21 protein-coding genes are annotated in these 22,419 nt (G+C 35.7%); 12 read left to right on the top strand and 9 right to left on the bottom strand.

Annotated elements, in window-relative coordinates; translation table 11 throughout:
• Positions 1 to 180: 180 nt before the first annotated feature.
• The 4 genes from ACIQ1E_RS05290 to ACIQ1E_RS05275 form a co-directional block, all read right to left on the bottom strand.
• A complete protein-coding gene (locus tag ACIQ1E_RS05290) occupies positions 181 to 618 on the bottom strand; it encodes a VOC family protein (protein ID WP_396169365.1) in 438 nt (145 codons plus the stop codon).
• Between the two features lie 351 nt (positions 619 to 969).
• Positions 970 to 1,410, bottom strand: coding sequence for a DUF2147 domain-containing protein (locus ACIQ1E_RS05285; protein ID WP_396169363.1), 441 nt, complete (start codon positions 1,408 to 1,410; stop codon positions 970 to 972).
• 12 nt (positions 1,411 to 1,422) lie between these two features.
• On the bottom strand, positions 1,423 to 1,647 hold the full coding sequence (locus tag ACIQ1E_RS05280; RefSeq protein WP_396169361.1) for a hypothetical protein: 225 nt from the start codon (positions 1,645 to 1,647) through the stop codon (positions 1,423 to 1,425).
• Positions 1,622 to 2,008 carry a hypothetical protein gene (locus ACIQ1E_RS05275; RefSeq protein WP_396169360.1) on the bottom strand — a complete coding sequence of 129 codons (387 nt, stop codon included), beginning with the start codon at positions 2,006 to 2,008 and terminating at the stop codon, positions 1,622 to 1,624. The genes ACIQ1E_RS05280 and ACIQ1E_RS05275 overlap by 26 nt, the downstream gene beginning before the upstream one ends.
• Positions 2,009 to 2,210: 202 nt before the next feature.
• On the opposite strand from ACIQ1E_RS05275, the gene ACIQ1E_RS05270 reads away from it, so the two are divergent.
• From ACIQ1E_RS05270 to ACIQ1E_RS05255, 4 genes are all read left to right on the top strand, one after another.
• Positions 2,211 to 3,821: a response regulator gene (locus ACIQ1E_RS05270; RefSeq protein WP_396169358.1), complete on the top strand. Its 1,611-nt coding sequence runs from the start codon at positions 2,211 to 2,213 to the stop codon at positions 3,819 to 3,821.
• A 72-nt stretch (positions 3,822 to 3,893) separates the two neighbouring features.
• Complete coding sequence (tsaE, locus tag ACIQ1E_RS05265; RefSeq protein WP_396169356.1) at positions 3,894 to 4,301, top strand: tRNA (adenosine(37)-N6)-threonylcarbamoyltransferase complex ATPase subunit type 1 TsaE; 408 nt, start codon at positions 3,894 to 3,896, stop codon at positions 4,299 to 4,301.
• 63 nt (positions 4,302 to 4,364) lie between these two features.
• Positions 4,365 to 5,558: an alanine dehydrogenase gene (locus tag ACIQ1E_RS05260; protein WP_396169354.1), complete on the top strand. Its 1,194-nt coding sequence runs from the start codon at positions 4,365 to 4,367 to the stop codon at positions 5,556 to 5,558.
• 36 nt (positions 5,559 to 5,594) lie between these two features.
• Positions 5,595 to 5,969 (top strand): DUF4258 domain-containing protein, encoded by a 375-nt coding sequence (locus ACIQ1E_RS05255; RefSeq protein ID WP_396169352.1) that lies wholly within the window; start codon positions 5,595 to 5,597, stop codon positions 5,967 to 5,969.
• Positions 5,970 to 6,103: 134 nt separating this feature from the next.
• Here ACIQ1E_RS05255 and ACIQ1E_RS05250 read toward each other — a convergent pair whose 3' ends face one another.
• Positions 6,104 to 7,309 (bottom strand): carboxypeptidase-like regulatory domain-containing protein, encoded by a 1,206-nt coding sequence (locus ACIQ1E_RS05250; protein WP_396169351.1) that lies wholly within the window; start codon positions 7,307 to 7,309, stop codon positions 6,104 to 6,106.
• A 31-nt stretch (positions 7,310 to 7,340) separates the two neighbouring features.
• A complete protein-coding gene (locus ACIQ1E_RS05245; protein ID WP_396169349.1) occupies positions 7,341 to 8,147 on the bottom strand; it encodes a sulfite exporter TauE/SafE family protein in 807 nt (268 codons plus the stop codon).
• A 94-nt stretch (positions 8,148 to 8,241) separates the two neighbouring features.
• On the opposite strand from ACIQ1E_RS05245, the gene ACIQ1E_RS05240 reads away from it, so the two are divergent.
• Positions 8,242 to 8,763, top strand: coding sequence for a hypothetical protein (locus ACIQ1E_RS05240; protein WP_396169348.1), 522 nt, complete (start codon positions 8,242 to 8,244; stop codon positions 8,761 to 8,763).
• 25 nt (positions 8,764 to 8,788) lie between these two features.
• Here the strand turns inward: ACIQ1E_RS05240 and ACIQ1E_RS05235 are convergent, their stop codons facing one another.
• Positions 8,789 to 9,340, bottom strand: a complete 552-nt coding sequence (locus tag ACIQ1E_RS05235) for a DUF1697 domain-containing protein (protein WP_396169346.1) — start codon at positions 9,338 to 9,340, stop codon at positions 8,789 to 8,791.
• Positions 9,341 to 9,522: 182 nt separating this feature from the next.
• On the opposite strand from ACIQ1E_RS05235, the gene recG reads away from it, so the two are divergent.
• From recG to pheT, 7 genes are all read left to right on the top strand, one after another.
• The gene (gene recG / locus ACIQ1E_RS05230; protein ID WP_396169344.1) at positions 9,523 to 11,658 is read left to right on the top strand and encodes an ATP-dependent DNA helicase RecG; all 2,136 of its coding nucleotides are present in this window, start codon (positions 9,523 to 9,525) and stop codon (positions 11,656 to 11,658) included.
• A gap of 218 nt (positions 11,659 to 11,876) precedes the next feature.
• Positions 11,877 to 12,935, top strand: a complete 1,059-nt coding sequence (locus ACIQ1E_RS05225; RefSeq protein ID WP_396169342.1) for an efflux RND transporter periplasmic adaptor subunit — start codon at positions 11,877 to 11,879, stop codon at positions 12,933 to 12,935.
• A 73-nt stretch (positions 12,936 to 13,008) separates the two neighbouring features.
• Complete coding sequence (locus tag ACIQ1E_RS05220) at positions 13,009 to 16,107, top strand: efflux RND transporter permease subunit (protein WP_396169340.1); 3,099 nt, start codon at positions 13,009 to 13,011, stop codon at positions 16,105 to 16,107.
• Between the two features lie 141 nt (positions 16,108 to 16,248).
• The gene (locus ACIQ1E_RS05215; RefSeq protein WP_396169339.1) at positions 16,249 to 17,559 is read left to right on the top strand and encodes a TolC family protein; all 1,311 of its coding nucleotides are present in this window, start codon (positions 16,249 to 16,251) and stop codon (positions 17,557 to 17,559) included.
• Positions 17,560 to 17,583: 24 nt separating this feature from the next.
• On the top strand, positions 17,584 to 18,447 hold the full coding sequence (locus ACIQ1E_RS05210) for a bestrophin family protein (RefSeq protein ID WP_396169337.1): 864 nt from the start codon (positions 17,584 to 17,586) through the stop codon (positions 18,445 to 18,447).
• Positions 18,447 to 18,968: a MepB family protein gene (locus tag ACIQ1E_RS05205; RefSeq protein WP_396169335.1), complete on the top strand. Its 522-nt coding sequence runs from the start codon at positions 18,447 to 18,449 to the stop codon at positions 18,966 to 18,968. Before ACIQ1E_RS05210 ends, ACIQ1E_RS05205 begins: the two co-directional genes overlap by 1 nt.
• A gap of 107 nt (positions 18,969 to 19,075) precedes the next feature.
• Positions 19,076 to 21,496 (top strand): phenylalanine--tRNA ligase subunit beta, encoded by a 2,421-nt coding sequence (pheT, locus tag ACIQ1E_RS05200; protein ID WP_396169333.1) that lies wholly within the window; start codon positions 19,076 to 19,078, stop codon positions 21,494 to 21,496.
• Between the two features lie 161 nt (positions 21,497 to 21,657).
• On the opposite strand, the gene ACIQ1E_RS05195 is transcribed toward pheT, so the two are convergent.
• Together ACIQ1E_RS05195 and ACIQ1E_RS05190 are read right to left on the bottom strand one after the other, a co-directional pair.
• Positions 21,658 to 21,957 (bottom strand): type II toxin-antitoxin system RelE/ParE family toxin, encoded by a 300-nt coding sequence (locus ACIQ1E_RS05195; protein WP_396169331.1) that lies wholly within the window; start codon positions 21,955 to 21,957, stop codon positions 21,658 to 21,660.
• Positions 21,954 to 22,190 (bottom strand): addiction module protein, encoded by a 237-nt coding sequence (locus ACIQ1E_RS05190; RefSeq protein ID WP_396169329.1) that lies wholly within the window; start codon positions 22,188 to 22,190, stop codon positions 21,954 to 21,956. The genes ACIQ1E_RS05195 and ACIQ1E_RS05190 overlap by 4 nt, the downstream gene beginning before the upstream one ends.
• Positions 22,191 to 22,419: the final 229 nt, after the last annotated feature.

The following is a 22,419-nucleotide window of genomic DNA, read 5'->3' as shown; positions in this document are numbered from 1 at the left end:
GTTCTAGTACTACAACTGGTTTGGAACCAAATTAAGCCGTATTTTCGGATTAGACACCCGAGAGGTACTGTGTGATAAACCGCGTTGTAAACACTCCAATTTGGCTATTAATCTAAGTAGGAAATCGTCGCAAACGAGAACTAGGGGGGGGGGGCGATTATATAAAAAATTGGTATATATTTAAATTTGCCCTTTATATTTTGGATCAAAATCTACCATCCATTCGATACCAAATTTATCTCTAAACATTCCAAAATAGGAGCCCCAAGGGCTGTCTTCGAAAGGCATTTCGATATTTCCGCCTTCAGAAAGCCCATTAAATAGTTTTTCGGCCTCTTCACGAGTTTCTGCGCTAATTGCTATTTTGGATCTGTTTTCGTTTTCGTTTACTTGTCCCATAAATTCGGGAACATCATTGCCCATCAAAATGTTTTTACCAATAGGCAAAGCAATGTGCATTATTTTATTGGCTTCCTTTTCTGCTACAGGAAATTCGGGGCTAGACAAGTCTTTGAAACGCATAACTTTTGCGAATTCTCCGCCAAAAACGGATTTGTAAAAGGTAAAAGCTTCTTCGGCATTTCCGTTGAAGTTAATGTGAGGATTGATAAGTGCCATAACTATTTTAACTTATATTGCTTATAACTAAAAGGTTTACTCTAATATCAAAGATACAAAACCAACTTTAATGCCCCGCCCATAAAGTCTCCTGCCTTGAGTTAACAATTTTCGATTTTTAACCGATTTTGGTGTAAATGATTTTATTTTTAAGTCAGTCAGAGACTGACAAACATATCCTCAAAGTCGGAGACTTTGCCGAGCGAGGCACGATTCAGTCCGCACCTCTATAGTATTACTATTTTTTGGTGGTTTCTATTATACAATTTGTGTACTAACAAAAGGTGTTTTATGGTAGTATTATCTTGAACTAGTCGCGAAAAAATCTATACTCAAAGTAAGAATTAAATTTTATTGATATCTTGTCCACAAAGTGCTTTTACCTATAAATGTCATTCCTAAAACAAAGCCTTTGATAAAGAGTTTGCCGTCTTTTTGTATTACGGCATAGCAACTATATGTTTTACCTGATTTTGGATCATAAATTTCACCTTTGCTCCACTCCGCCTCGTCAGCATTCCAAGTTAAATTTTTAAGAATACGTGTACCAATAAGTTTATTTTTCTGCAGTTCTGGTTTAGGATTATTATAGTCTGTACGTGGTGTGCTGCCATCTTTATTTTTATTGTCGGCTAACCAAACTATTTTTCCGAAAATTTTATTGTTTTCTTCGAAAACTTCTACTCGACTGGTTTTTTCTTGGTTCCACCAAATGCCACTTATACTTTTGTTTTGTGCTTGCATTAAAAACGAAACGCAGAAAACCATCAGGGTTATATTGATTTTTTCCATAATATACTTGTTTTAATATTTTATTTCAACATTCAATTGTCGGCCGTCATTCAAAGCTTTTATATCAAGATAGGAGCCAAAACCAGCGCCAACGCCCATTCCTATGGGCAAGCCAATACTCAAAAGACCCATATTCTTCATCCCTAAACCAAAAGCCACTCCTAAGGGTATCCCAAAATCTGAGAAAAAGCAGATGAACTTTTTACTACAATTATTTATGAATTTTATCTTTAACAAACTTTTTAGGATCCTCATTTATAGTTTGAATCTTTTCATCAACTTTACCTTTGATTACATCGTACTGCGGAAAAATGGTCGATATAATCGATTCTGCTTTTTCATTAAATGATTTGAAAAATCGAAAACGCATCAAAACTCCTCCAAGGAAACACAAAAAAAGCAGCATAAAAATAATTAACAAACTCAATCCAACTTCACCAAGTAGGGTATCAATTTTTAACCATTTCATAAAAGGTTTTGCTACTTTAATTAACATATCAAATACTTTTTTCAGTAAGTAAAAAGTAAAGAATAAAGGAAGAAACATAAAAACTCCACCCTTAATGGATGTTTTTACAAATTGAACTAATGACTTCATATTTTATTAATTTTTAGTTTTTAAAAATAGTAAAAAAAGAAAACAATAGCTATATATTTTTTTTAGTAATCTAAAGCCTAAATCTTAAATGTATATTTATAAATATTGCACGAAAAATTATCATAATATTAGCATATAAGCAGGTCGAAAAGTAGTAATTTGGTCAATTGATTTATTACATTTGCTATTTACTTATATAATTATGGATAAGATCAAAATACTTTGGGTCGATGACGAAATCGACTATTTGAAACCGCATATTTTATTTCTCGAAAAGAAAAATTATAGTGTCACCACCTGCAACAACGGCCGTGACGCTATTGATATTTTTGAAAATAACAATTTTGACATTGTTTTTCTGGACGAAAATATGCCTGGTATGAGTGGGTTAGAAACTCTTGCGGAAATGAAAGAAAAGAAATCTTCGATTCCGATGATTATGATTACCAAGAGCGAAGAAGAGTACATTATGGAGGAGGCCATTGGCTCCAAAATTGCCGATTATTTGATAAAACCAGTCAATCCGAATCAGATTTTATTGAGCTTAAAAAAGAATTTGGATCACTCGAGATTGATTTCACAAAAAACAACCTTGGATTATCAGAAAGAATTTCGCAAAATTTCGATGGAAATGGCGATGGTGAATTCCCACGAAGATTGGATAGAGTTTTACAAAAAATTGATTTTCTGGGAACTAGAACTCGAAAACATCGACGATCAAGCGATGATTGAAATTCTGGAATCGCAGAAAGCAGAAGCCAATTCGCAATTCGGGAAGTTTATCGAGCGTAATTACGAAGATTGGTTCGCCGCTCCTTCTCAAAAAGGCTCTAGCAAATCTGCAATCGATAGTCCAACACTGTCGCATAATTTATTCCGAGAATTGGTGGTTCCTGAAATTGTCAAAAAAGACACCCGAGGCGGAGCCGAACAGAACAAAGCTAAACCAATTTTATTTGTTGTTATCGACAACTTGCGTTACGACCAATGGAAAGTATTTGAAAGCGTGATTGGAAATCATTACAAATTAGAGAAAGAAGTTCCCTACTACTCTATTTTGCCAACAGCAACTCAGTATGCAAGAAATGCCATATTCTCGGGTTTGACGCCACTCGAAATGGAAAAACAGTTTCCTAAATATTGGAAAAATGACCCCGAAGAAGGCGGCAAAAACTTGTACGAAGCTGAATTCTTGACTGCCCAACTCAAACGATTGGGTTTGAATATTGTTCAAGATTATTTTAAAATCACAAATCTTGCAGGTGGTAAAAAACTAGTTGAAAGTTTCAGATCATTAAAAAACAACGATCTGGTAACAGTCGTTTACAATTTCGTAGATATGCTTTCGCACGCCAAAACTGAAATGGATGTGGTAAAAGAACTTGCTTCAGATGATAAAGCGTATCGTTCGTTGACTTTGAGTTGGTTCAAGAATTCCCCTCTTTTAGAAATCATTCAGCAAGCCCAAAGGTTAGGTTTCAAATTGATTTTGACCACTGACCACGGCACCATCAATGTGAAAAATCCTTCGAAAGTGATAGGAGACAAAAATACAAGCTTGAATCTTCGCTATAAAACGGGGCGAAGTTTGTCTTATGAAACTAAAGATGTTTATGCCGTAAAGGAGCCTAAAAATATTGGTTTACCTACAATAAATATGAGTAGTTCTTATATTTTTGCAAAAAATGATTTATTTTTGGCTTATGTCAACAATTACAATCATTACGTTAGTTATTATAAAAATACCTATCAGCACGGAGGAATTTCGCTCGAAGAAATGATTATTCCGTTTATGATTTTTAACCCGAAATAAAATAGTATTCAGTCTCAGTTTTCAGTTTGCAGGGAAGAACCTTAAACTTTAAACTTTAAACAAATTTAAACAATGGAAATCACTTTTTCATTAGATGAAATCAATGCTGTTGCAGAGCAAATCATAAAACAAAAACCCCATAAAGTAATCCTTTTTCACGGAGAAATGGGCGTTGGAAAAACTACATTAATTAAAGCTTTGGCAAAAAACCTAGGGGTTGATGGCGCGACAAGTAGTCCAACTTTCTCTTTAGTTAATGAATACCAAACTAATGACAATAAAATAGTTTACCATTTTGATTTTTATAGATTAAAAATTGAAACAGAAGCCTTGGATATGGGCGCTGATGAGTATTTTTATTCTGGTCATTATTGCTTTATTGAATGGGCCGAAAAAATACCTAATCTTGTTCCAGAACCCCATTCTGTAATTAGAATCAGTTTACTTCCAGATGGAAAGCGCCACTTAAGCTTGTCGTAAATTCAGTAGCATAACTATATCTCAAACTTTTTCCGTAAATTGTACCTCTAATTTATTCAAATAATGTCGACATCCCCATTTACCAAGCAACAGTTACTTCCTCAAGAAGAGAAGTTGGAAATAGCCAGACACAAAAGCGAACTTTTCATTGGTATCCCGAAGGAAACTAGTTACCAAGAACGTCGCATCTGTTTAACCCCTGATGCAGTGAATTCGTTGACCTACCAAGGCCATCGTGTTATGATTGAAGCCGGTGCCGGAGAAAGTGCAAGTTATTCGGATAAAGAATACGCCAATGCAGGAGCCGAAATCACGAATGACACCAAGAAAGTATTTGGTTGTCCGATGATTTTGAAAGTAGAACCGCCTAGTCTTGCAGAAATCGAAATGATTAGCCCAAAATCTATAATCATTTCTGCAATTCAACTCAAAACTAGGAAGAAGACCTATTTTGAAGCTTTAGCCAAGAAAAAAATTACCGCTTTTGCTTTGGAATACATCAAAGATGAAGATGGCTCCTACCCTGCTGTGAAATCCCTGAGCGAGATTGCAGGAACAGCATCCGTTTTGATTGCTGCCGAATTAATGATTACCAATGAATTTGGAAAAGGTCTCTTATTAGGCAATATCACTGGGGTTCCTCCTACCGATGTTGTTATTCTAGGTGCTGGAACTGTGGGAGAATTTGCTGCAAAAACGGCTATTGGCCTGGGCGCCAATGTCAAAGTTTTTGACAATTCGATTCGGAAACTACGCCGTTTGCAAAACAACTTGAATCAACGGATTTTTACGTCTACCATTCAACCCAAGTCCTTATTGAAGGCCTTGAGAAGATGTGATGTGGCTATTGGTGCCATGCGAGGTAAGGAACGTTGCCCTGTTATTGTAACCGAAACGATGGTCGAACATATGAAAAAAGGCGCTGTAATTGTCGATGTTAGTATCGATACCGGAGGTTGTTTTGAAACTTCGGAAGTGACTTCGCACGAAAAACCGACCTTTATCAAAAATGATGTTTTGCATTATTGTGTGCCCAATATACCTTCTCGATATTCTAAAACCGCATCCCTTTCTATTAGCAATATCATCACTCCTTATTTATTGCAAATCGCCGAAGATGGCGGCATCGAAAGTGCCATCCGATGCAATCACGGTCTAAAAAATGGAGTCTATCTGTACCACGGAATCCTTACAAACAATGCCATTAGTGATTGGTTTGACCTTCCGTACAGCGATATTAATTTAATCGTATTTTAACTAAACTTTATTTTATCTTTGCCGAAAATTTAATTTATGAAGTTTGCTCATCGTTTTGCTTACTATTTACTAGGATTGATAATGGGATCTTTTGTGGTTGCAGCCATTTACAGCGGAAAAGATACGCGTTGCAATTATTTTCCAAATGCCCGAGTTTTGAATGATTTACGAACCAAACCATTTCATTATTCCGATGCAGCTTCACAAGTTCTAGCGGAGAAATGGATAGATACTATTGACATCAAAAATACCCTGAAATATGGAGATGTAGATTTTGATAACAGCAATATTAAAAAAGGAAACGGAAAAACCTATGTAATTGAAGGACAAACTGTTCAGAAACAAAAAATCACTCTTCAAGTCATCAATTATCCTGATAAAGCTGTGCTGGATAAAATTATTAAGCAATAGCGTTTTGATTTATTGCTAAGTGCGACTTATTTCTACATCAAAAATTTCTGTTGAAAGCAATAATAAAGGTTTATGAATCAGGAAACGAATTAATTTTTAGATCAAAAAAAAAGACTTACAATCCTTTTTAATACTTAATCGCTTTTTGGTAAGGCTTTGTTTTCTTTTTCTAAATCATCGATGATTTTTTCTTCCTCAACAGTTAAAACAATCGCATTATTTTTTTGCCAAAATTTGTCATTGTATTGACTTGCCTTCTTAAAAAGATATTTCTTATCATACACTTCTTTTTTATTATATGTCAAATCATCTTTTTTGAAATCAGTCACTATCAAATCGCTTTTAGATTCTGATAATACGTTATGTTTTTTAGTCCAAACTTTAAATTTAACATAGCGATTAGTGCTCGAAACCACATAAATATCGTTGAGCATCTTGTATGAAGCTTTCAACTTAATATCCAAAAGAGATAATCGAGCTATCAGTAAATTTATCTCTTTGGCGTATTTTAAGTGCGAGGGCGCATAGAATAAATCATAATCGTAAATCAACTTGGTCTGAGGGTCGTACGCAATTGTACCTTTAAACAATGCCTTTTCAATATCAGTTTTAGGATCGATAGTGATGATTAAAAGTGATGTGCCATCTTCAGTTTTCTTTGATTTCAGAGCGAAATCATAATCTTCATACTTCCTATCGTCAATAATATATTCGCTTATAGCACCAAAACTATAGCCATAGCTTTTTTGAATATCTAGAACAGATCCCAGTTCAAAAACATCTTCTTCATCCTTAGAAATCGGTAGTAAAACAGATCGATTTTGCTTGACTATCAAATCTGATTTTGTTTTCTGGGAATTACCACTAATATGATAATCTAATAAACCGTCTGAAAATCGAATATGTTTTCCGTTGGCTTTAACAAATTCACGATAATAGGTATTCAATACGATAGGTTTGTCAAATCTTGCTTTAGATACAAGAATGATTTCTTCTAAAATTTGAGGTATCGGAGTTGTGCTTACGATGACTTCTTCCAAAACTTCCACATTAGGTTCCATAAATACAACCTTTGATTCGTCCGAAAAATCACTAACATTAAGGACTAAAGATTTATAACCGAGACAAGAAATAATGATTTCTGCCGTGTTCGAAACCGTCAATTGAAAAACACCTTCTTCATTTGTAATTGTACCAACGGCCGAGTTTTTTATTCCAACAGAAGCACTGATAATAGATTCTTTTGTAGTGACATCTTTTAGTATGCCTCGAATATCTATTTGTTGCGCAAAAGTTGAAAAACAAAAGAAAAGAAGAAATGGAGCGAAAAAAATTTTCATACCTACTATATTAATAAACAAATATAATATTTTAGATAAAAAAAATACAATAAAAACACAAAATATTTTTTTTTCCTACAAACACATCATAAGCAAACCGAATCAAAGTACCGATAACCACGACCAAAAAGAATATTCGGATGAACTTATTGCCTTTGTTGATCGCTAATTTAGCACCCAACCAGCCACCAAATGCATTACTAAAAGCCATTGGAATCGCAATGGCCCAAATGATTTTTCCTTTGAGCATAAACAAACAAATTGAACCAAAATTAGTTGCCAGATTGACCATTTTGGCATTGGCCGAAGCGTGCAAAAAATCGAATCCCATCAAGGCAATAAAGGCTAAAACCAAAAAACTTCCGGTTCCGGGTCCAATAAATCCATCATAAAAACCTACCACAAAACTAATAAGCACAGCGTAAAAAATCTGCGTTCGGGCTGAATGCGATTTAACTATGTGTTGACCAAAATTCTTTTGCGTATACGTATAAACTACCAATAACGACAGCACCACTAGCAATAAAGGTTTCATAAAATCATTGCTCACATAGGTCAATAAGGTCGAGCCTAAAAAGGCAGATGGAAAGGCCAAAAGCATCATAATACCAAGCAAACGCCAGTTCATATCTACTTTCTTTAGGTATTGGTAGGCGGCGAAAGAGGTTCCGCTGAAAGCAGGGATTTTGAGCGATCCAATAACTGTAGAGACCGGTAAATTAGGCAATAACACCAATCCAACAGGCGTTTGAATCAACCCTCCTCCTCCGACTATAGCATCAATAAATCCAGCCACAAAAGAGGCTAAACAAAGCAAAATGATGATGTAGGTTTCCATTGCAAAAATTTTTCCAAAAGTACACTTTAAGTTTATTGGTTTATTCGTTAATTTGTCATCGACAATTAAAAATTATTATTTTTTCAAATTTCAAATGGAGAACACCCAAATTATAGAATTGATCAGCTACTCTCTGCCAACATTAATTATGGCTTTTGTAGCCTACAGTTTTTATGAGCTTTACACCAAAAACGAGAATGCGAAACGCATGTATTTGTTAAAAAAAGACACAAAACCTGATACTTTATCCATCCGTTTGCAGGCATACGAACGTATGACCTTATTTTTGGAACGCATTAATCCATCGCAATTGTTGGTTCGAATTACACCGATCTCAGAAAATAAAATAGATTATCAAAACTTTGTAATTGCACAAATCGAGCAAGAATACGAACATAATTTGTCGCAACAAATTTACGTTTCTGATGAATGTTGGTCGACGATTACTACTGCAAAAAACGCGACCATTCAAATGATTTTAGTGGCAACAAAAAACGAAACTATTTTCGATGCCAATCAGTTAAGAGAAGTGATTTTACGCGATTTATTAGAAAAAGCCTCACCAAGCAGTTCAGCCCTTTCTTTTTTAAAAAATGAAGTGAGCGAGTTGTGGTAGATTTTTTTGCCACAGATTGCACAGATTAAACAGATTTATCCTCATACATTTTCAACAATTGCGTTACGGTATTCCAATTTCGAATCGTTGCAGTAACGTTTAATTTTTTCTCAATGTATTTTTGGTCAAATCTGGTTTTTCCTGCTCCTACCGCATATTTAATGTAAATTCTATTGGAGTCAATACTGGCTTCGTCTGGCTTTACCTGACTCATTTTCAAATCATTGATACTGTCGCTTCTCAAAGTGCTAGAAACAAAAGCAACATAGAGTTTTTTAGTATCAGCTGCTGCCTCTTTAAAAAAAGGATTATTTTTTAAACAAGCTTCTAAATCGGTTTTGCAAATGACCACAACCGGTACTTCGTGACCAAAAGCCTTGAAGATTTCTTGCTTGATTTTGAAACCAACGGCAGCTGCATTTTCTTCTTCTGTATCCACAAAAACATTTCCCGATTGAATATACGTTTCCACATTTTGAAAACCCACAGCTTCCAAAGTAGTTTTCAAAGCCTCCATTTTTATCATATTGTGACCAGAAACGTTGATGCCACGAAGCAATGCGAGATGAGTTATCATTTTGCGGTATTTTTAAGAATTCAAATATACTTTTTCCTAATCCAATACCAAACAATTCTATTTCCTATTTTCCAAACAAAAAACTATCTTCGCTTTAAATAGAGAAAAGAGCATAGAATAAAGAGTAAAGACTCGGAAAATCTATATTCTATTCTCTTTATTCTATTTTCTATTTAAAAACTATGCAGCAAAACCTATTAGAAACCCAAATCGAATACCTCAAAGGCGTCGGACCTAACCGCGGTGCACTACTGCGCAAGGAATTGGGAATTCATAAGTACGGACATTTGCTCAATTTTTTTCCCAATCGCTACATTGATCGGACGCGTTATTATAAAATCAACGAATTACAAAACAATGTGGCCGAAGTTCAAATCATTGGCAAAATCATCAATATCAAAACGGTTGAATTTGGCAAAAACCAAAAAAGATTGGTGGCTACTTTCGTAGATGATACCGGACAAATGGAATTGGTTTGGTTTCAGGGTCATAAATGGATTCGAGAAAGTTTGAAACTCAATGAAATGTGTGTGGTTTTCGGAAAATGTACTTCCTTCGCGAATGTATTCAACATGGCGCATCCTGAAATTGAGCTGCTGAAAGAACACGAACAAAGTCTGCGTTCGGCGATGCAGCCCGTTTATCCCTCGACTGAAACTTTGGCCAATCGCGGTGTTTCGAATCGTGCCATCAACAAAATGATGCAGCAATTGTTCTTGGAAACCCAAGCCAAATTCGCTGAAACCTTGCCGGATTATTTAATTGCCGAATTAAAATTGATTCCTAAAAATGCGGCTTTATTCAATATTCATTTTCCTAAAAGCGCCGAAGCTTTGGCGAAAGCCCAATTCCGATTGAAGTTTGAAGAATTATTCTATATTCAAGTACAACTCATTACACAAAATTTGATTCGAAAGCACAAAATCAAAGGACATCCGTTTACCAAAGTTGGCGCTTTTTTTAATGATTTTTACCAAAACCATTTGCCTTTCGAACTCACTAATGCGCAAAAAAGAGTTATCAAGGAAATCCGAATCGATATGGGAAGTAACGCCCAAATGAACCGATTACTGCAAGGCGATGTGGGTTCCGGAAAAACAATCGTCGCTTTGATGAGTATGCTTATCGCTTTAGACAACGGCTTTCAATCCTGCTTGATGGCGCCAACAGAAATTTTGGCCAACCAGCATTTTAACGGATTATCAGAATTAGCCAAAGATTTAAAAATCAACATAAAAATACTAACTGGTTCAACCAAAACTACAGCTAGAAAAATCATCCACGAAGAACTCGAAAACGGCAGTTTACACATTCTGATTGGTACACACGCTTTGTTGGAAGACAAGGTAAAATTCCACAACTTGGGCTTAGCCGTTATTGACGAGCAACATCGTTTTGGTGTAGAACAACGCTCGAAATTGTGGAAGAAAGGAAGCCTCCCTTCTGGGGAGGTTGGTGGGGCTATTCCACCCCACGTTTTGGTAATGACCGCCACTCCTATTCCACGAACTTTGGCGATGAGTTTGTATGGTGACTTGGATATTTCTGTGATTGACGAATTGCCACCAGGCCGAAAACCCATTCAAACCGTGCATCGTTTTGACAGCAATAGGTTGAAAGTTTGGAAATTCATTCGGGATGAAATTGCTTTGGGCCGACAGATTTACATTGTCTATCCGTTGATTGAAGAATCGAAAACTATGGATTTCAAAGATTTAATGGATGGCTACGAAAGTATTTCTCGGGATTTTCCATTACCACAATACGCTATTTCTATTCTTCACGGAAAAATGAAACCCGCGGATAAGGACGCAGAAATGAAACGTTTCGCTGAGGGAAAAACCAACTTCATGGTCGCTACGACCGTGATTGAAGTCGGTGTAAATATTCCAAACGCCAGCGTGATGATTATCGAAAGTGCGGAACGTTTTGGATTGTCACAACTCCATCAGCTTCGAGGTCGTGTGGGTCGCGGCGCGGAACAAAGTTATTGCATTTTGATGACCAGTCATAAATTGAGTGCCGACAGCAAAACGCGAATGGAAACTATGGTGGGCACAAATGATGGATTCGAAATTGCAGAAGTAGATCTTAAACTTCGGGGACCAGGTGATTTGATGGGAACCCAACAAAGTGGGGTTTTGAATCTTCAAATTGCTGATATTGTTAAAGACAAAGATATTTTGCAGATGGCACGCAATTATGCGCTAAAAATACTAAAAGAAGACCCGTCTATACAACAACCAGAAAATAGAATCTTGAGAGCCACTTATATCGAATTGACCAAGAAAAAGAATATTTGGAATTATATAAGCTAAAACAAATCGATTGGAACGAAGGTAACACCAATTTTACAGTTTTTTCTTTACTAATTTGACCTATAGTTTAGTGCCGGTTCCTAAAGTTTTTTTCTTTCTTTTGATAATTATTTTCTATTTATAAATCACTAAATAATTGATTAAAATCTCTTTTTTCCAAATACTAAATTTGTCCTTACCCTAAATAGGACCAATCTAATCTCATTTTTTTATCAATTATGAAACTTAAACACCTTGTTTTTACTGTATTAATTATAGCATTTGGAGCATTTATTACCTATAGAATTGTTTCCAACAAAAATAAAAATAACGATTCAAAAGGAAAAGACGGCAAAAACAAAGTAATGACTCTCAGTGGGATTGTTGTACAAACCCAAACTTTCGACAATAATCTATCACTTTCAGGTTCAATCGAAGCCAATGAGCAAGTTGAAATTCGTTCCGAAGTTTCTGGAATTGTGGAAAGCATCAATTTTAGAGAAGGTACTACCGTATCTAAAGGTCAATTACTTTTCAAAGTAAACGATGTGGAATTAAGAGCACAATTGGCTCAAGCCAAAACAAAAGAGGGATTGGCTTCGGAAAATGAGAGAAGAGCAAAATTATTGCTTGAGAAAGAAGCCATCAGTCAGGAAGAGTATGATGTAGCAAAAGCTGATTTCAAACTCGCAAAAGCACAAACTCAGTTAATTCAAGCGCAAATTGGCAAGACTTCCGTACGAGCTCCATTTTCTGGAACGATTGGCTTGCGTTCTATTTCGCAGGGAACTTACATCACTCCTAGCCTTTTGGTTGCCAAATTAGTCAACATCAATCAATTGAAAATCTCATTTTCTATTCCTGAAAAATATGCCAATCAGATAAAATCAAATACCGATTTGAGTTTTACAGTTGCTGGTTCAACCAAAAAATATACGGCTACAATTTATGCCATTGAACCTGAAGTGGAAATTGCAACAAGAACATTACAAGTTCGTGCCATTGCCGAAAATAGAGATGGGAAATTGTTGCCAGGCACTTTTGCTAATGTCGAATTGCCATTAGCTATCATCAAAGATGCGGTTGTCATTCCGTCGGAAGCTATTGTACCTGTGCAAAATGGTAAAAAAGTCTTTATAATGAAAGAGGGAAAAGCCAAAGAAACAATGATAGAAACGACTACCAGAACAGACGCGTCAGTTTTGGTTTTATCAGGTATCAAAGCGGGAGATACGCTTATCACTGGCGGAGTAATGTCTTTGAAAGAAGATGATGCTGTGAAAGTAAAACTTAAATAGTGTTCAGTGTTCAGTTTTGAGTGTTCAGTGAAATCTAAAATCTGCAATCTAAAATCTAAAATCTGCAATCTCAATGAGTTTATCCACGATCAGCATAAAAAGACCCGTATTAACTATTGTTCTCAACTTGACTATCGTTTTGTTTGGAATTATTGGTTATACTTTTTTAGGAATAAGAGAATTTCCTTCGATAGATCCGGCACAAATTTCTATTCGAACTAATTATACCGGTGCGAACGCAGATATCATCGAATCGCAAATCACCGAACCGCTTGAGAAAGCAATAAATTCTATCGATGGAATCAGAAATATCACTTCATCAAGTAGTCAAGGATCTAGTTCGATTACAGTGGAATTTAATTTGGATAAAGATTTAGAAGCCGCTGCGAACGATGTACGGGATAAAGTTTCTCGAACCATCCGTGAATTACCAGAAGATATCGATTCACAACCCATCGTTTCTAAAGCAGATGCGAACAGTGAATCTATCATTTCGATGACCGTTCAAAGTGATTCTCGAAGTCAATTGGAATTAACAGATTTTGCTGAGAATGTTATTGGTCAACGATTAGAGACCATTCCAGGAGTGAGTGGCGTTCAAATTTGGGGCGAAAAGCGCTATGCTATGCGGTTGTGGCTCGATCCTAAAAAATTAGCCTCCTATAGCATTACCGTATCCGAAGTCCGAGCGGCCTTAAACAAACAAAATGTAGAATTGCCTTCAGGAAAAATAACTGGAAGCAATACCGAACTGACTGTAAAAACCATTGGGAATTTATCTTCGGCAGCCGATTTCAACAATATTATTATTCGAACAGATGGCGATAGAATCGTCAGACTGAATGATATTGGTCGAGCCACGCTGGATACAGAAAATATCGAAAGCAATATGAGTCAGTCTGGAAGGCCGATGGTAGCTGTCGCTATTGTGCCTCTTCCTGGAGCCAATTATATCGATATTTCAAATAAATTTTATAAAGAGTTCGAAAAATTCAAGAAAGATTTACCCAAAGATATCAAGCTAAACATTGTTATTGATAATACGGTTTTTGTGCGGAAATCGATAACAGAAGTTGCGGAAACCTTGGGTATTTCGATACTTTTAGTGATACTAATCATCTACTTGTTTTTCAGAGATTGGGCTATAGCCTTTCGCCCATTGATAGATATTCCTGTTTCATTGATTGCAACATTCTTCATAATGTGGCTTTTCGGATTTTCAATTAATGTTTTGACACTATTGGCTATTGTGCTCGCCACCGGATTAGTGGTCGACGATGGAATTGTAGTCACGGAGAATATTTTCAAAAAAGTGGAAGAAGGAATGACGCCCATTGAAGCCGCGATTAAGGGCTCGAACGAAATATTTTTTGCCGTAATTTCTATTTCCATCACTTTGGCAGCTGTATTTCTTCCCGTAATTTTCCTTGAAGGATTTGTAGGCAGATTGTTTCGGGAATTTGGAGTCGTCATTGGAGCAGCCGTTTTGGTATCGGCCTTTGTGTCATTGACTTTAACTCCAATGTTGAATGCCTATTTAATGAAAAGTGGAGAGCAAACTAAATCGAAATTTTATATTAAAACGGAGCCTTACTTTCAAGAATTAAATGCAACCTATGCTTTTTATTTAGAAAAGTTTATGGCCCGTAAATGGTTAAGTTTCCCAATCATTTTAGCTTGTTTCGGATTTATTTATTTATTTTTTAGTATTATTCAAAAGGAAACGTCACCACTAGACGACCGCAGCGGATTTATAATGAGAATGTCAACACCGGAAGGTTCCAGCTACGAATATACCGATCGTTTTATGCAAGAAATATCCAAATTAGTAGACGATTCAATACCCGAAAAGAAAGTGAGTCTTGTGTATACTTCTCCTGGATTTAGCGGTAGTGGTTCTGTCAATAGCGGTTTTATTAGAATATCACTGAAAGAACCAAGTGATAGATCTCGATCTCAAATGGAAATTGCCGATCAAATGTCTAAGATTGTAAAGAAATATCCCAATGCGAAAACTTCAGTTACACAGCAGCCAACTATTGCAGTTAGCCGTCGTGGAGGACTGCCCGTTCAGTATATTATCCAGTCTGAAAATTTCGAAAAACTACAAGAAAAGATTCCCTTGTTTATGGAACAAGCAGCAAACAACGATACTTTTTCAACCACCGATGTGAATCTAAAATTCAACAAACCCGAAATCAATGTTACTATCGATCGAGAGAAAGCAGAAAGTCTAGGAATTTCAGTAATTGATATTGCTCAAACCTTGCAACTTTCCTTAAGCGGTCAGCGATTTGGCTATTTTATGAAAAACGGAAGACAATACCAAGTGATAGGACAGTTTGAACAGGAGGACCGTTCGAAACCTTTAGACCTTACTTCTATGTTTGTCAAAAACAATAAAGGAGAGCTTATTCAAATGGACAATGTAGTGCGCATTGATGAGAAAAGCAATCCGCCACAATTGTATCACAACAATCGATACATGTCTGCAACCGTTTCGGCAGGTCTGGCTCCTGGCAAAAGTATAGAAGATGGAATTAATGCTATGAATGAAATCAAAGACAAAGTTTTGGATGATACTTTTACAACTGATTTGGGTGGTGAATCGCGAGATTTTGTCGAAAGTAGTTCGAATACTTCTTTCGCATTTGGCTTGGCTTTGCTGTTGATATTTTTGATTCTAGCAGCACAATTCGAAAGTTTTATCGACCCATTTATCATTATCTTAACTGTACCAATGGCAGTGGCAGGTGCTTTATTTTCACTTTGGTTGTTTGATCAAACTTGGAATATTTTTAGTCAAATTGGAACCATAATGCTAATTGGTCTCGTTACTAAAAACGGAATTCTAATAGTGGAGTTTGCCAATCAATTGCGTGAGCAAGGGAAATCAAAATTGGATGCCATTCTACAAGCATCTGAGTCACGACTTCGCCCTATTTTAATGACAAGCTTAACCATTGCACTAGGAGCTTTACCAATCGCCTTGTCGATTGGAGCCGCCTCAAAAAGTAGAATTGGAATGGGAGTTGTCATTGTTGGAGGTACTATTTTTTCTTTGGTATTAACCTTATTCGTCATCCCAGCATTGTATTTGCTGTGGTCGAAAGCTAGAAAGCACTATCCAGAATTTGATCATATTGAAGAATATGAAAAAGAAAGTAAATAAATATTTTTTTTTACCGCAAATTGCACAAATTAGCACGCATTAAAATAGGAACTTCTACATTTTTTAGAAGAAAAATTTGTGATAATTTGAGTGATTTGTGGTTAAATTTTTAAGTAAATTGGTGGTAAAAAACAATAAAAAATGCACACTAAAATAATAATCCGTAGTCTAATTTTATTCTTGCTATGCGCAGCTAAAACTAGTGCCCAAGAAGTATTGACCATCAAAGACGCAATGAAAATTGCATTGGAAAATAATTTTGAAATAAAAATTGCTTCCAACAATTTAGATATTGACAAAACGAATGTTTCTACTGGAAATGCAGGAATGCTGCCTAGGGTAACAGCAAGCCTTGTCGATGCCAATAGGATTGAAAACAGCACCCAAACGCTACAAAACGGGACAGTTAACACACTCGATAACGCCAAAAATAATTCTTTGAATTACGGTGTAGGACTCGATTGGACTGTTTTTGATGGGTTCAAAATGTTTGCCAGATTAGATCAACTGAAAGAACTACAGAAATTAGGTGAAGCTCAATTAAAACGAACGATAATACTAAAAATTAGCGAGGTCAATGCGGTTTATTTCGATTTGGTGCAGCAGCAGCAACAATTAACAGCTTTAGATACCACCATAATGATTTCGACCAAACGATTAGAATTGGCTCAAAATAGATTTAAAATTGGGAAAGCTTCCAAATTAGAAGTTTTGAATGCGCAGGTAGATTTAAACACTGACAAAGTAGCGCTGCTAAGACAGAAAGAATCCTATGCAAACCGAAAAATTGTTCTAAACCAAATTCTTGCCAGAGATTCGAAAGTAGATTTTAAAGTTGTGGATAATGTAAAGGTGGACGACAAATTAATTCTGGCAGAATTAATTGCATTGGCAGAAAAACAAAATCCACAATTAGAATCCGAAATTATCAACAAAAGAGTTGCTGAATTACAATTGAAACAAATCAAAGGAGATCGCTACCCGCGAATCAACTTGACCACTGGTTACAACTTTTTAGATACCGAATCGAGTTTAGGTTTTACCGCTGCATTTTCAGCCCGTGGATTCAATTATGGACTTAGGGCATCCTTGAATGTATTTGACGGTTTTGCACAAAATAGAAACGAAAAAATCGCAAAAATCCAATTGGATAATTCTAAAATTGCTATCGAACAGCAAAGTCTTTTGTTAACATCAGAATTATCCATTGCTTTTCAGACCTATTTGACCAATTTAGAATTGATTGATTTGGAAGAAACGAACGAAGCAATAGCCAAACAAAACTTAAACATCACCGTGGATAAATTCCGAATTGGAACCATAACTACCTTAGAATTTAGAGCTGCACAACTAAATTACATCAATGCCAAAGTGCGGTACAGCAATGCCCAATTTCAAGCCAAATTATCTGAAATTGCTCTTCGAGAATTGGCAGGAAATATGAGTTTTTAATATACTTTTGTTAAAAAATTAAAAATGACTTCCTATAACCCAAAAGAATGGATCAGCTTTATTTTTAGTGCAAGTAAAGCAGATACTTTTCAAAAATTAATTCCAATGATGATCATTATCGGGATTTATTCTGGAATTATTGGCTATTTGGAAATGATTTATTGGCATTTACCAGAAGATAGTTATGTTAAGAACATCTCTGTCATGCACAGTTTGTTGGGTTTCGTAATTTCATTATTATTAGCTTATCGAACTAATACGGCTTATGATCGCTGGTGGGAAGGACGAAGAATGTGGGGCGGATTGGTTAACAGCAGCCGAAATTTAGCCATAAAATTATCGGTGATTTTAAAGGACGAAAGTGATCGTACCTATTTCAGGAAAATGATTCCGGGTTATGCCTCCATCTTGCAGAAACATTTGAGCGACAGCGATACTGCAAAACAATTGTTTGACGATGTCGATTTGGAATTTGACCACCACAAACACAGACCCAACCAAGTGGCCAAAATACTATTTCAAAAAATAAGTGACTTATATACTTCAAATAAAATCACGGGTGACCAACTTATTATTTTGAATAATGAACTACAATCTTTCACTGATATTTGTGGCGCTTGCGAACGAATCAAGAACACCCCTATTCCCTACTCCTACAGTGCATTTATCAAGAAATTCATTTTTATATACGTGCTGACATTGCCTTTTGCTTATGTATTTATTCTAGGCTATTTCGTAATTCCGGTAGTGGTTTTCATCTTTTATGTACTGGCAAGTTTAGAGTTGATAGCAGAGGAAATCGAGGACCCATTTGGTACAGATGACAACGATTTGCCAACCAAAAAAATCGCGGAAAACATCAAAAAACACGTGGAGGAATTGATTTAATGAGCAATATCACGAGCTTTCACGACGACTTGCATATAGCCAAAGCAAAGGTTTATGACGCCTGTGCTTTCGAATTTACTAATCTTCAATGGGAAACTGAAAGTCAGGAATATGGAGCTTGCACATTTGAACTTCACGGCTCCAAAATTCTGTATCGCAACGCTAAAATAACTCCTACTAAAAACGGTCAATTTGTGAGCATTTGGAAAAGAAATAAAAATGGAATAACCGAGCCTTTTGGTGTCCAAGACGAAATAGATTTTATTATTATTACTGCAAGAAGTGGCGAACACTTTGGACAATTTATTTTCCCAAAAAGTGTTTTAGCCAACAAAGAAATTATAACACAAAAGGGCAAAATAGGAAAACGAGGCATTCGAATTTATCCACCTTGGGAGATTCCCAACAGCAAACAAGCCGAGAGAACCCAAAATTGGCAACTCAATTATTTTTTGACTATTAAAGAAGACGATTCGACCAATCTGTTTTTGGCTAAGAAATTATTACAATCGAACCAATAGAACGCTACTTTAAATAAGTAAATTCTATTCAAAAAACCCATTCATTTGTTTCTTTGTCCAATCTGCAATCCTTATATTTGCGTCTTTGAAAATTTACTTTACACAACATGAAAATATCATACAACTGGTTAAAACAATTCATCAAAATAGATTGGCAATCCGAAGAAACAGCGGCTTTACTAACAGACTTAGGTTTAGAAGTTGAGATGGTCGAAAAGTACCAATCGATAAAAGGCGGATTAGAAGGAATCGTCGTAGGCAAGGTTCTAACTTGCGTTCAACATCCTGATGCCGACCGATTAAAAGTGACCACTGTAGATTTAGGCGATGGTGTTCCGCTTCAGATTGTTTGCGGCGCACCTAATGTTGCAGCAGGCCAAAAAGTATTGGTGGCAACTATTGGAACTACTTTGTACGATAAAGACGGTGAAGCTTTTCAAATAAAAAAAGGAAAAATAAGAGGCCAGGAAAGCCACGGAATGATTTGTGCCGAAGACGAATTAGGACTTGGTAATAGCCATGATGGCATTATGGTTTTAGACAATGCCGTAAATGCTGGGATAAAAGCCGCTGGACTTTTCAATGTAGAAAACGACGAGGTATTCGAAATCGGATTGACACCAAACCGTGCAGATGCAATGAGTCATCTTGGAACAGCTCGTGATTTGAGAGCAGGTTTGATGCAAACCGGTATTAATGTTGAATTTATTACCCCTTCAGTAAGTAACTTTAGAGTGGATAAAAGAACATTGAAAATAGACGTTGTTGTCAAAGATGGTAAATTAGCCCCAAGATATTGTGGAGTTACCATTTCGGGTGTCAAAGTTAAAGAATCACCGAGATGGTTGAAAGACCGTTTGAAAGCGATTGGTATAAATCCTAAAAATAATATTGTCGATGTTACTAATTATGTTTTGCACGAATTAGGTCAACCGCTTCATGCTTTTGATGCGGCTAAGATCAATGGAAAAATAAACGTAAAAACACTTCCTTCTGGAACCAAATTCACAACCCTTGATGACATCGAAAGAACCTTACACGAGGAAGATTTGATGATTTGTGATGGTGACGAACCTTTATGCATTGCGGGAGTTTTTGGAGGCAAAGGTTCTGGTGTTAACGAAAACACGACTGCTATTTTCCTAGAAAGTGCTTATTTTAATCCGGTAAGCATACGCAAAAGTGCCAAAAGACACCAATTGAATACAGATGCTTCTTTCCGTTTCGAAAGAGGAATCGATCCAAGTATAACCGCATATGCCTTGAAACGTGCCGCTTTGTTGATTCAAGAAGTGGCTGGTGGTGAAATCACTTCGGATATTGTTGATTTGTATCCAAAGAAAATTGAGGACTTTCCTGTGGTCTTGAACTTTAATAATGTTAAAAGAATTATTGGACAAGAATTGCCAAAAGAAATCATAAAAAACATTTTGGCTTCATTAGAAATCAAAGTTAACAGTGTTTCTGATGCTGGTTTAGGTCTAGTGATTCCCTCCTATCGTGTGGATGTGCAAAGAGAAATAGATGTTATCGAGGAAATTCTTCGTGTTTATGGCTACAACAATATCAAATTTTCGGATAAATTGAATGCTACGGTTTCTAACGCACCCCGAACCGAAGATTATAAAGTGCAAAACGTTGTGGCAGCGCAATTGAACTCTCAAGGTTTTCACGAAATGATGGCCAATTCCTTGACAACTTCATCTTACGTTCAATTGTCGGATATGTTGAAAGAGGAACACAATGTGATGATGTTAAATCCATTGAGTAGTGATTTGGCAGCGATGCGTCAATCTTTATTGTTTTCTGGACTTGAAGCTTTATCGTATAACATCAACCGTAGAAATTCAGATTTGAAATTCTTTGAATTCGGAAAAACCTACCACAAATTCGAATCCGGTTACGAAGAACACAAACATTTAACGATGTTCATCACCGGAAATCGCAATCAAGAAAGCTGGACCAACGTACAAAAACCAACCGATTTCTTCTTATTCAAAGGCTATGTGAATGCTGTTTTGGAACGATTGGGAATTAATAAAACTCAAAACCTACCGATGACTTCGGATGTATTTTCAGAAGGAATTGCTATTGGTTTGGGTAATGATATTTTGGTAGAATATGGAGTGGTGAAAAAATCAATTCTAAAACATTTTGACATCAAGCAAGAAGTTTTATTCGCCGATTTCAATTGGGCGTTGATTTTGAAACTGCTTTCGAATAAAATCAAATTCACCGAAATCCCTAAATATCCTGAGGTTCGCAGAGATTTGTCTTTGTTATTGGATGAAAACATTTCTTTCGATACTATTTATAATTTGGCCAGACAAACCGAGAAATCATTGTTGAAAGACATCAATTTATTCGATGTGTACCAAGGCAAAAATCTTCCTGAAGGCAAGAAATCCTATGCAGTAAGTTTCACGATTCAAGACAATACCAAAACCTTGACCGATGTTCAAATTGACAAAATTATGGGCAAATTACAAAAGAATCTAGAAACCGAATTGGGTGCTAGTTTAAGGTAATTTAATTAACCATATAAGTCATTTAAGTCAGACTTTAAAATCGTTATAAATGTAAAATGCCAATCCTGAATTTAGGATTGGCATTTTTATTTTAATATAATCTTCTCGTTTTTTCGGCTAATTAGGAATTGAAAAAAATCTTTTTCTTTATCGAAATATTTTTATCTCTCATACCAATTTTCAGGATTTTTTGAGGTGTGCAAAATACCTATTACAATAATTTCTTTTTTATTCGAATCGATATAATAATGAATCAGATAAGGAAAAGTTTCCATCACTGCTGTATGAACTTCAAAATATCTAATTTGAGCCAGATTTGGATACGATCGTAATCTAGAAATAGTTTGTTTAACAGTACTTAAAAACTCATTTCCTAATCCTTTTTTCTGAATATTGTACCATTTTACAGCTTCTCTCAAATCGTTCTTCGCAGTATTTTGAATTACAGATTTAAACTTCATAGATTTTCTTTTTCCAGCTCATCACAAAAAACATCAAAATCAGTAACATCGTCTGGATTTTGTTTGTAGTCTTTCAGTCTTTTATCTATAATCTCTTTGTGCCATTGCGGAATATCATCTTCCGGATTTGAAGGCAAAATGATGACTTCTACTCTTTTTGCAGTAAAATCTTTTGGAAGTACAACGCTAAACGTATGATTTTCAACATCAATAATTTGTTTTATAGCTTTCATATTATCTGATTTTAAACAAAAGTACAAAAATAAGTACTATCAATAACAAAAATGGTTCTACAGCTTTTCTGTTGAAGTAAGAGTTAAAATTTTAAACCACATAGAAAAAATTGTAACTAATCAGTCTCAAATATAGGGATTTTATTTCATGTCAAAATGACGTGAAATAAAATTCGAATTCATGCCACATAGTCATTGGATTTATTAGGTGAATCTTTTTATATTTTGT

Source organism: Flavobacterium sp., assembly GCF_044348915.1.
Classification (GTDB): Bacteria; Bacteroidota; Bacteroidia; order Flavobacteriales; family Flavobacteriaceae; genus Flavobacterium.
This window is presented reverse-complemented; position numbering and strand designations above follow the sequence as displayed.

Excerpts from the sequence above, each read along its gene's own strand:
- ACIQ1E_RS05285 (WP_396169363.1), bottom strand. The coding sequence starts at position 1,410 with ATGGAAAAAATCAATATAACCCTGATGGTTTTCTGCGTTTCGTTTTTA.
- ACIQ1E_RS05205 (WP_396169335.1), top strand. The coding sequence starts at position 18,447 with ATGAGCAATATCACGAGCTTTCACGACGACTTGCATATAGCCAAAGCA.
- ACIQ1E_RS05210 (WP_396169337.1), top strand. The coding sequence starts at position 17,584 with ATGACTTCCTATAACCCAAAAGAATGGATCAGCTTTATTTTTAGTGCA.
- ACIQ1E_RS05240 (WP_396169348.1), top strand. The coding sequence starts at position 8,242 with ATGGAGAACACCCAAATTATAGAATTGATCAGCTACTCTCTGCCAACA.
- pheT (WP_396169333.1), top strand. The coding sequence starts at position 19,076 with ATGAAAATATCATACAACTGGTTAAAACAATTCATCAAAATAGATTGG.
- recG (WP_396169344.1), top strand. The coding sequence starts at position 9,523 with ATGCAGCAAAACCTATTAGAAACCCAAATCGAATACCTCAAAGGCGTC.
- ACIQ1E_RS05220 (WP_396169340.1), top strand. The coding sequence starts at position 13,009 with ATGAGTTTATCCACGATCAGCATAAAAAGACCCGTATTAACTATTGTT.
- ACIQ1E_RS05255 (WP_396169352.1), top strand. The coding sequence starts at position 5,595 with ATGAAGTTTGCTCATCGTTTTGCTTACTATTTACTAGGATTGATAATG.
- ACIQ1E_RS05275 (WP_396169360.1), bottom strand. The coding sequence starts at position 2,008 with ATGAAGTCATTAGTTCAATTTGTAAAAACATCCATTAAGGGTGGAGTT.
- ACIQ1E_RS05195 (WP_396169331.1), bottom strand. The coding sequence starts at position 21,957 with ATGAAGTTTAAATCTGTAATTCAAAATACTGCGAAGAACGATTTGAGA.
- ACIQ1E_RS05215 (WP_396169339.1), top strand. The coding sequence starts at position 16,249 with ATGCACACTAAAATAATAATCCGTAGTCTAATTTTATTCTTGCTATGC.
- ACIQ1E_RS05260 (WP_396169354.1), top strand. The coding sequence starts at position 4,365 with ATGTCGACATCCCCATTTACCAAGCAACAGTTACTTCCTCAAGAAGAG.
- ACIQ1E_RS05250 (WP_396169351.1), bottom strand. The coding sequence starts at position 7,309 with ATGAAAATTTTTTTCGCTCCATTTCTTCTTTTCTTTTGTTTTTCAACT.
- ACIQ1E_RS05190 (WP_396169329.1), bottom strand. The coding sequence starts at position 22,190 with ATGAAAGCTATAAAACAAATTATTGATGTTGAAAATCATACGTTTAGC.
- ACIQ1E_RS05270 (WP_396169358.1), top strand. The coding sequence starts at position 2,211 with ATGGATAAGATCAAAATACTTTGGGTCGATGACGAAATCGACTATTTG.
- ACIQ1E_RS05245 (WP_396169349.1), bottom strand. The coding sequence starts at position 8,147 with ATGGAAACCTACATCATCATTTTGCTTTGTTTAGCCTCTTTTGTGGCT.
- ACIQ1E_RS05235 (WP_396169346.1), bottom strand. The coding sequence starts at position 9,340 with ATGATAACTCATCTCGCATTGCTTCGTGGCATCAACGTTTCTGGTCAC.
- tsaE (WP_396169356.1), top strand. The coding sequence starts at position 3,894 with ATGGAAATCACTTTTTCATTAGATGAAATCAATGCTGTTGCAGAGCAA.
- ACIQ1E_RS05290 (WP_396169365.1), bottom strand. The coding sequence starts at position 618 with ATGGCACTTATCAATCCTCACATTAACTTCAACGGAAATGCCGAAGAA.
- ACIQ1E_RS05225 (WP_396169342.1), top strand. The coding sequence starts at position 11,877 with ATGAAACTTAAACACCTTGTTTTTACTGTATTAATTATAGCATTTGGA.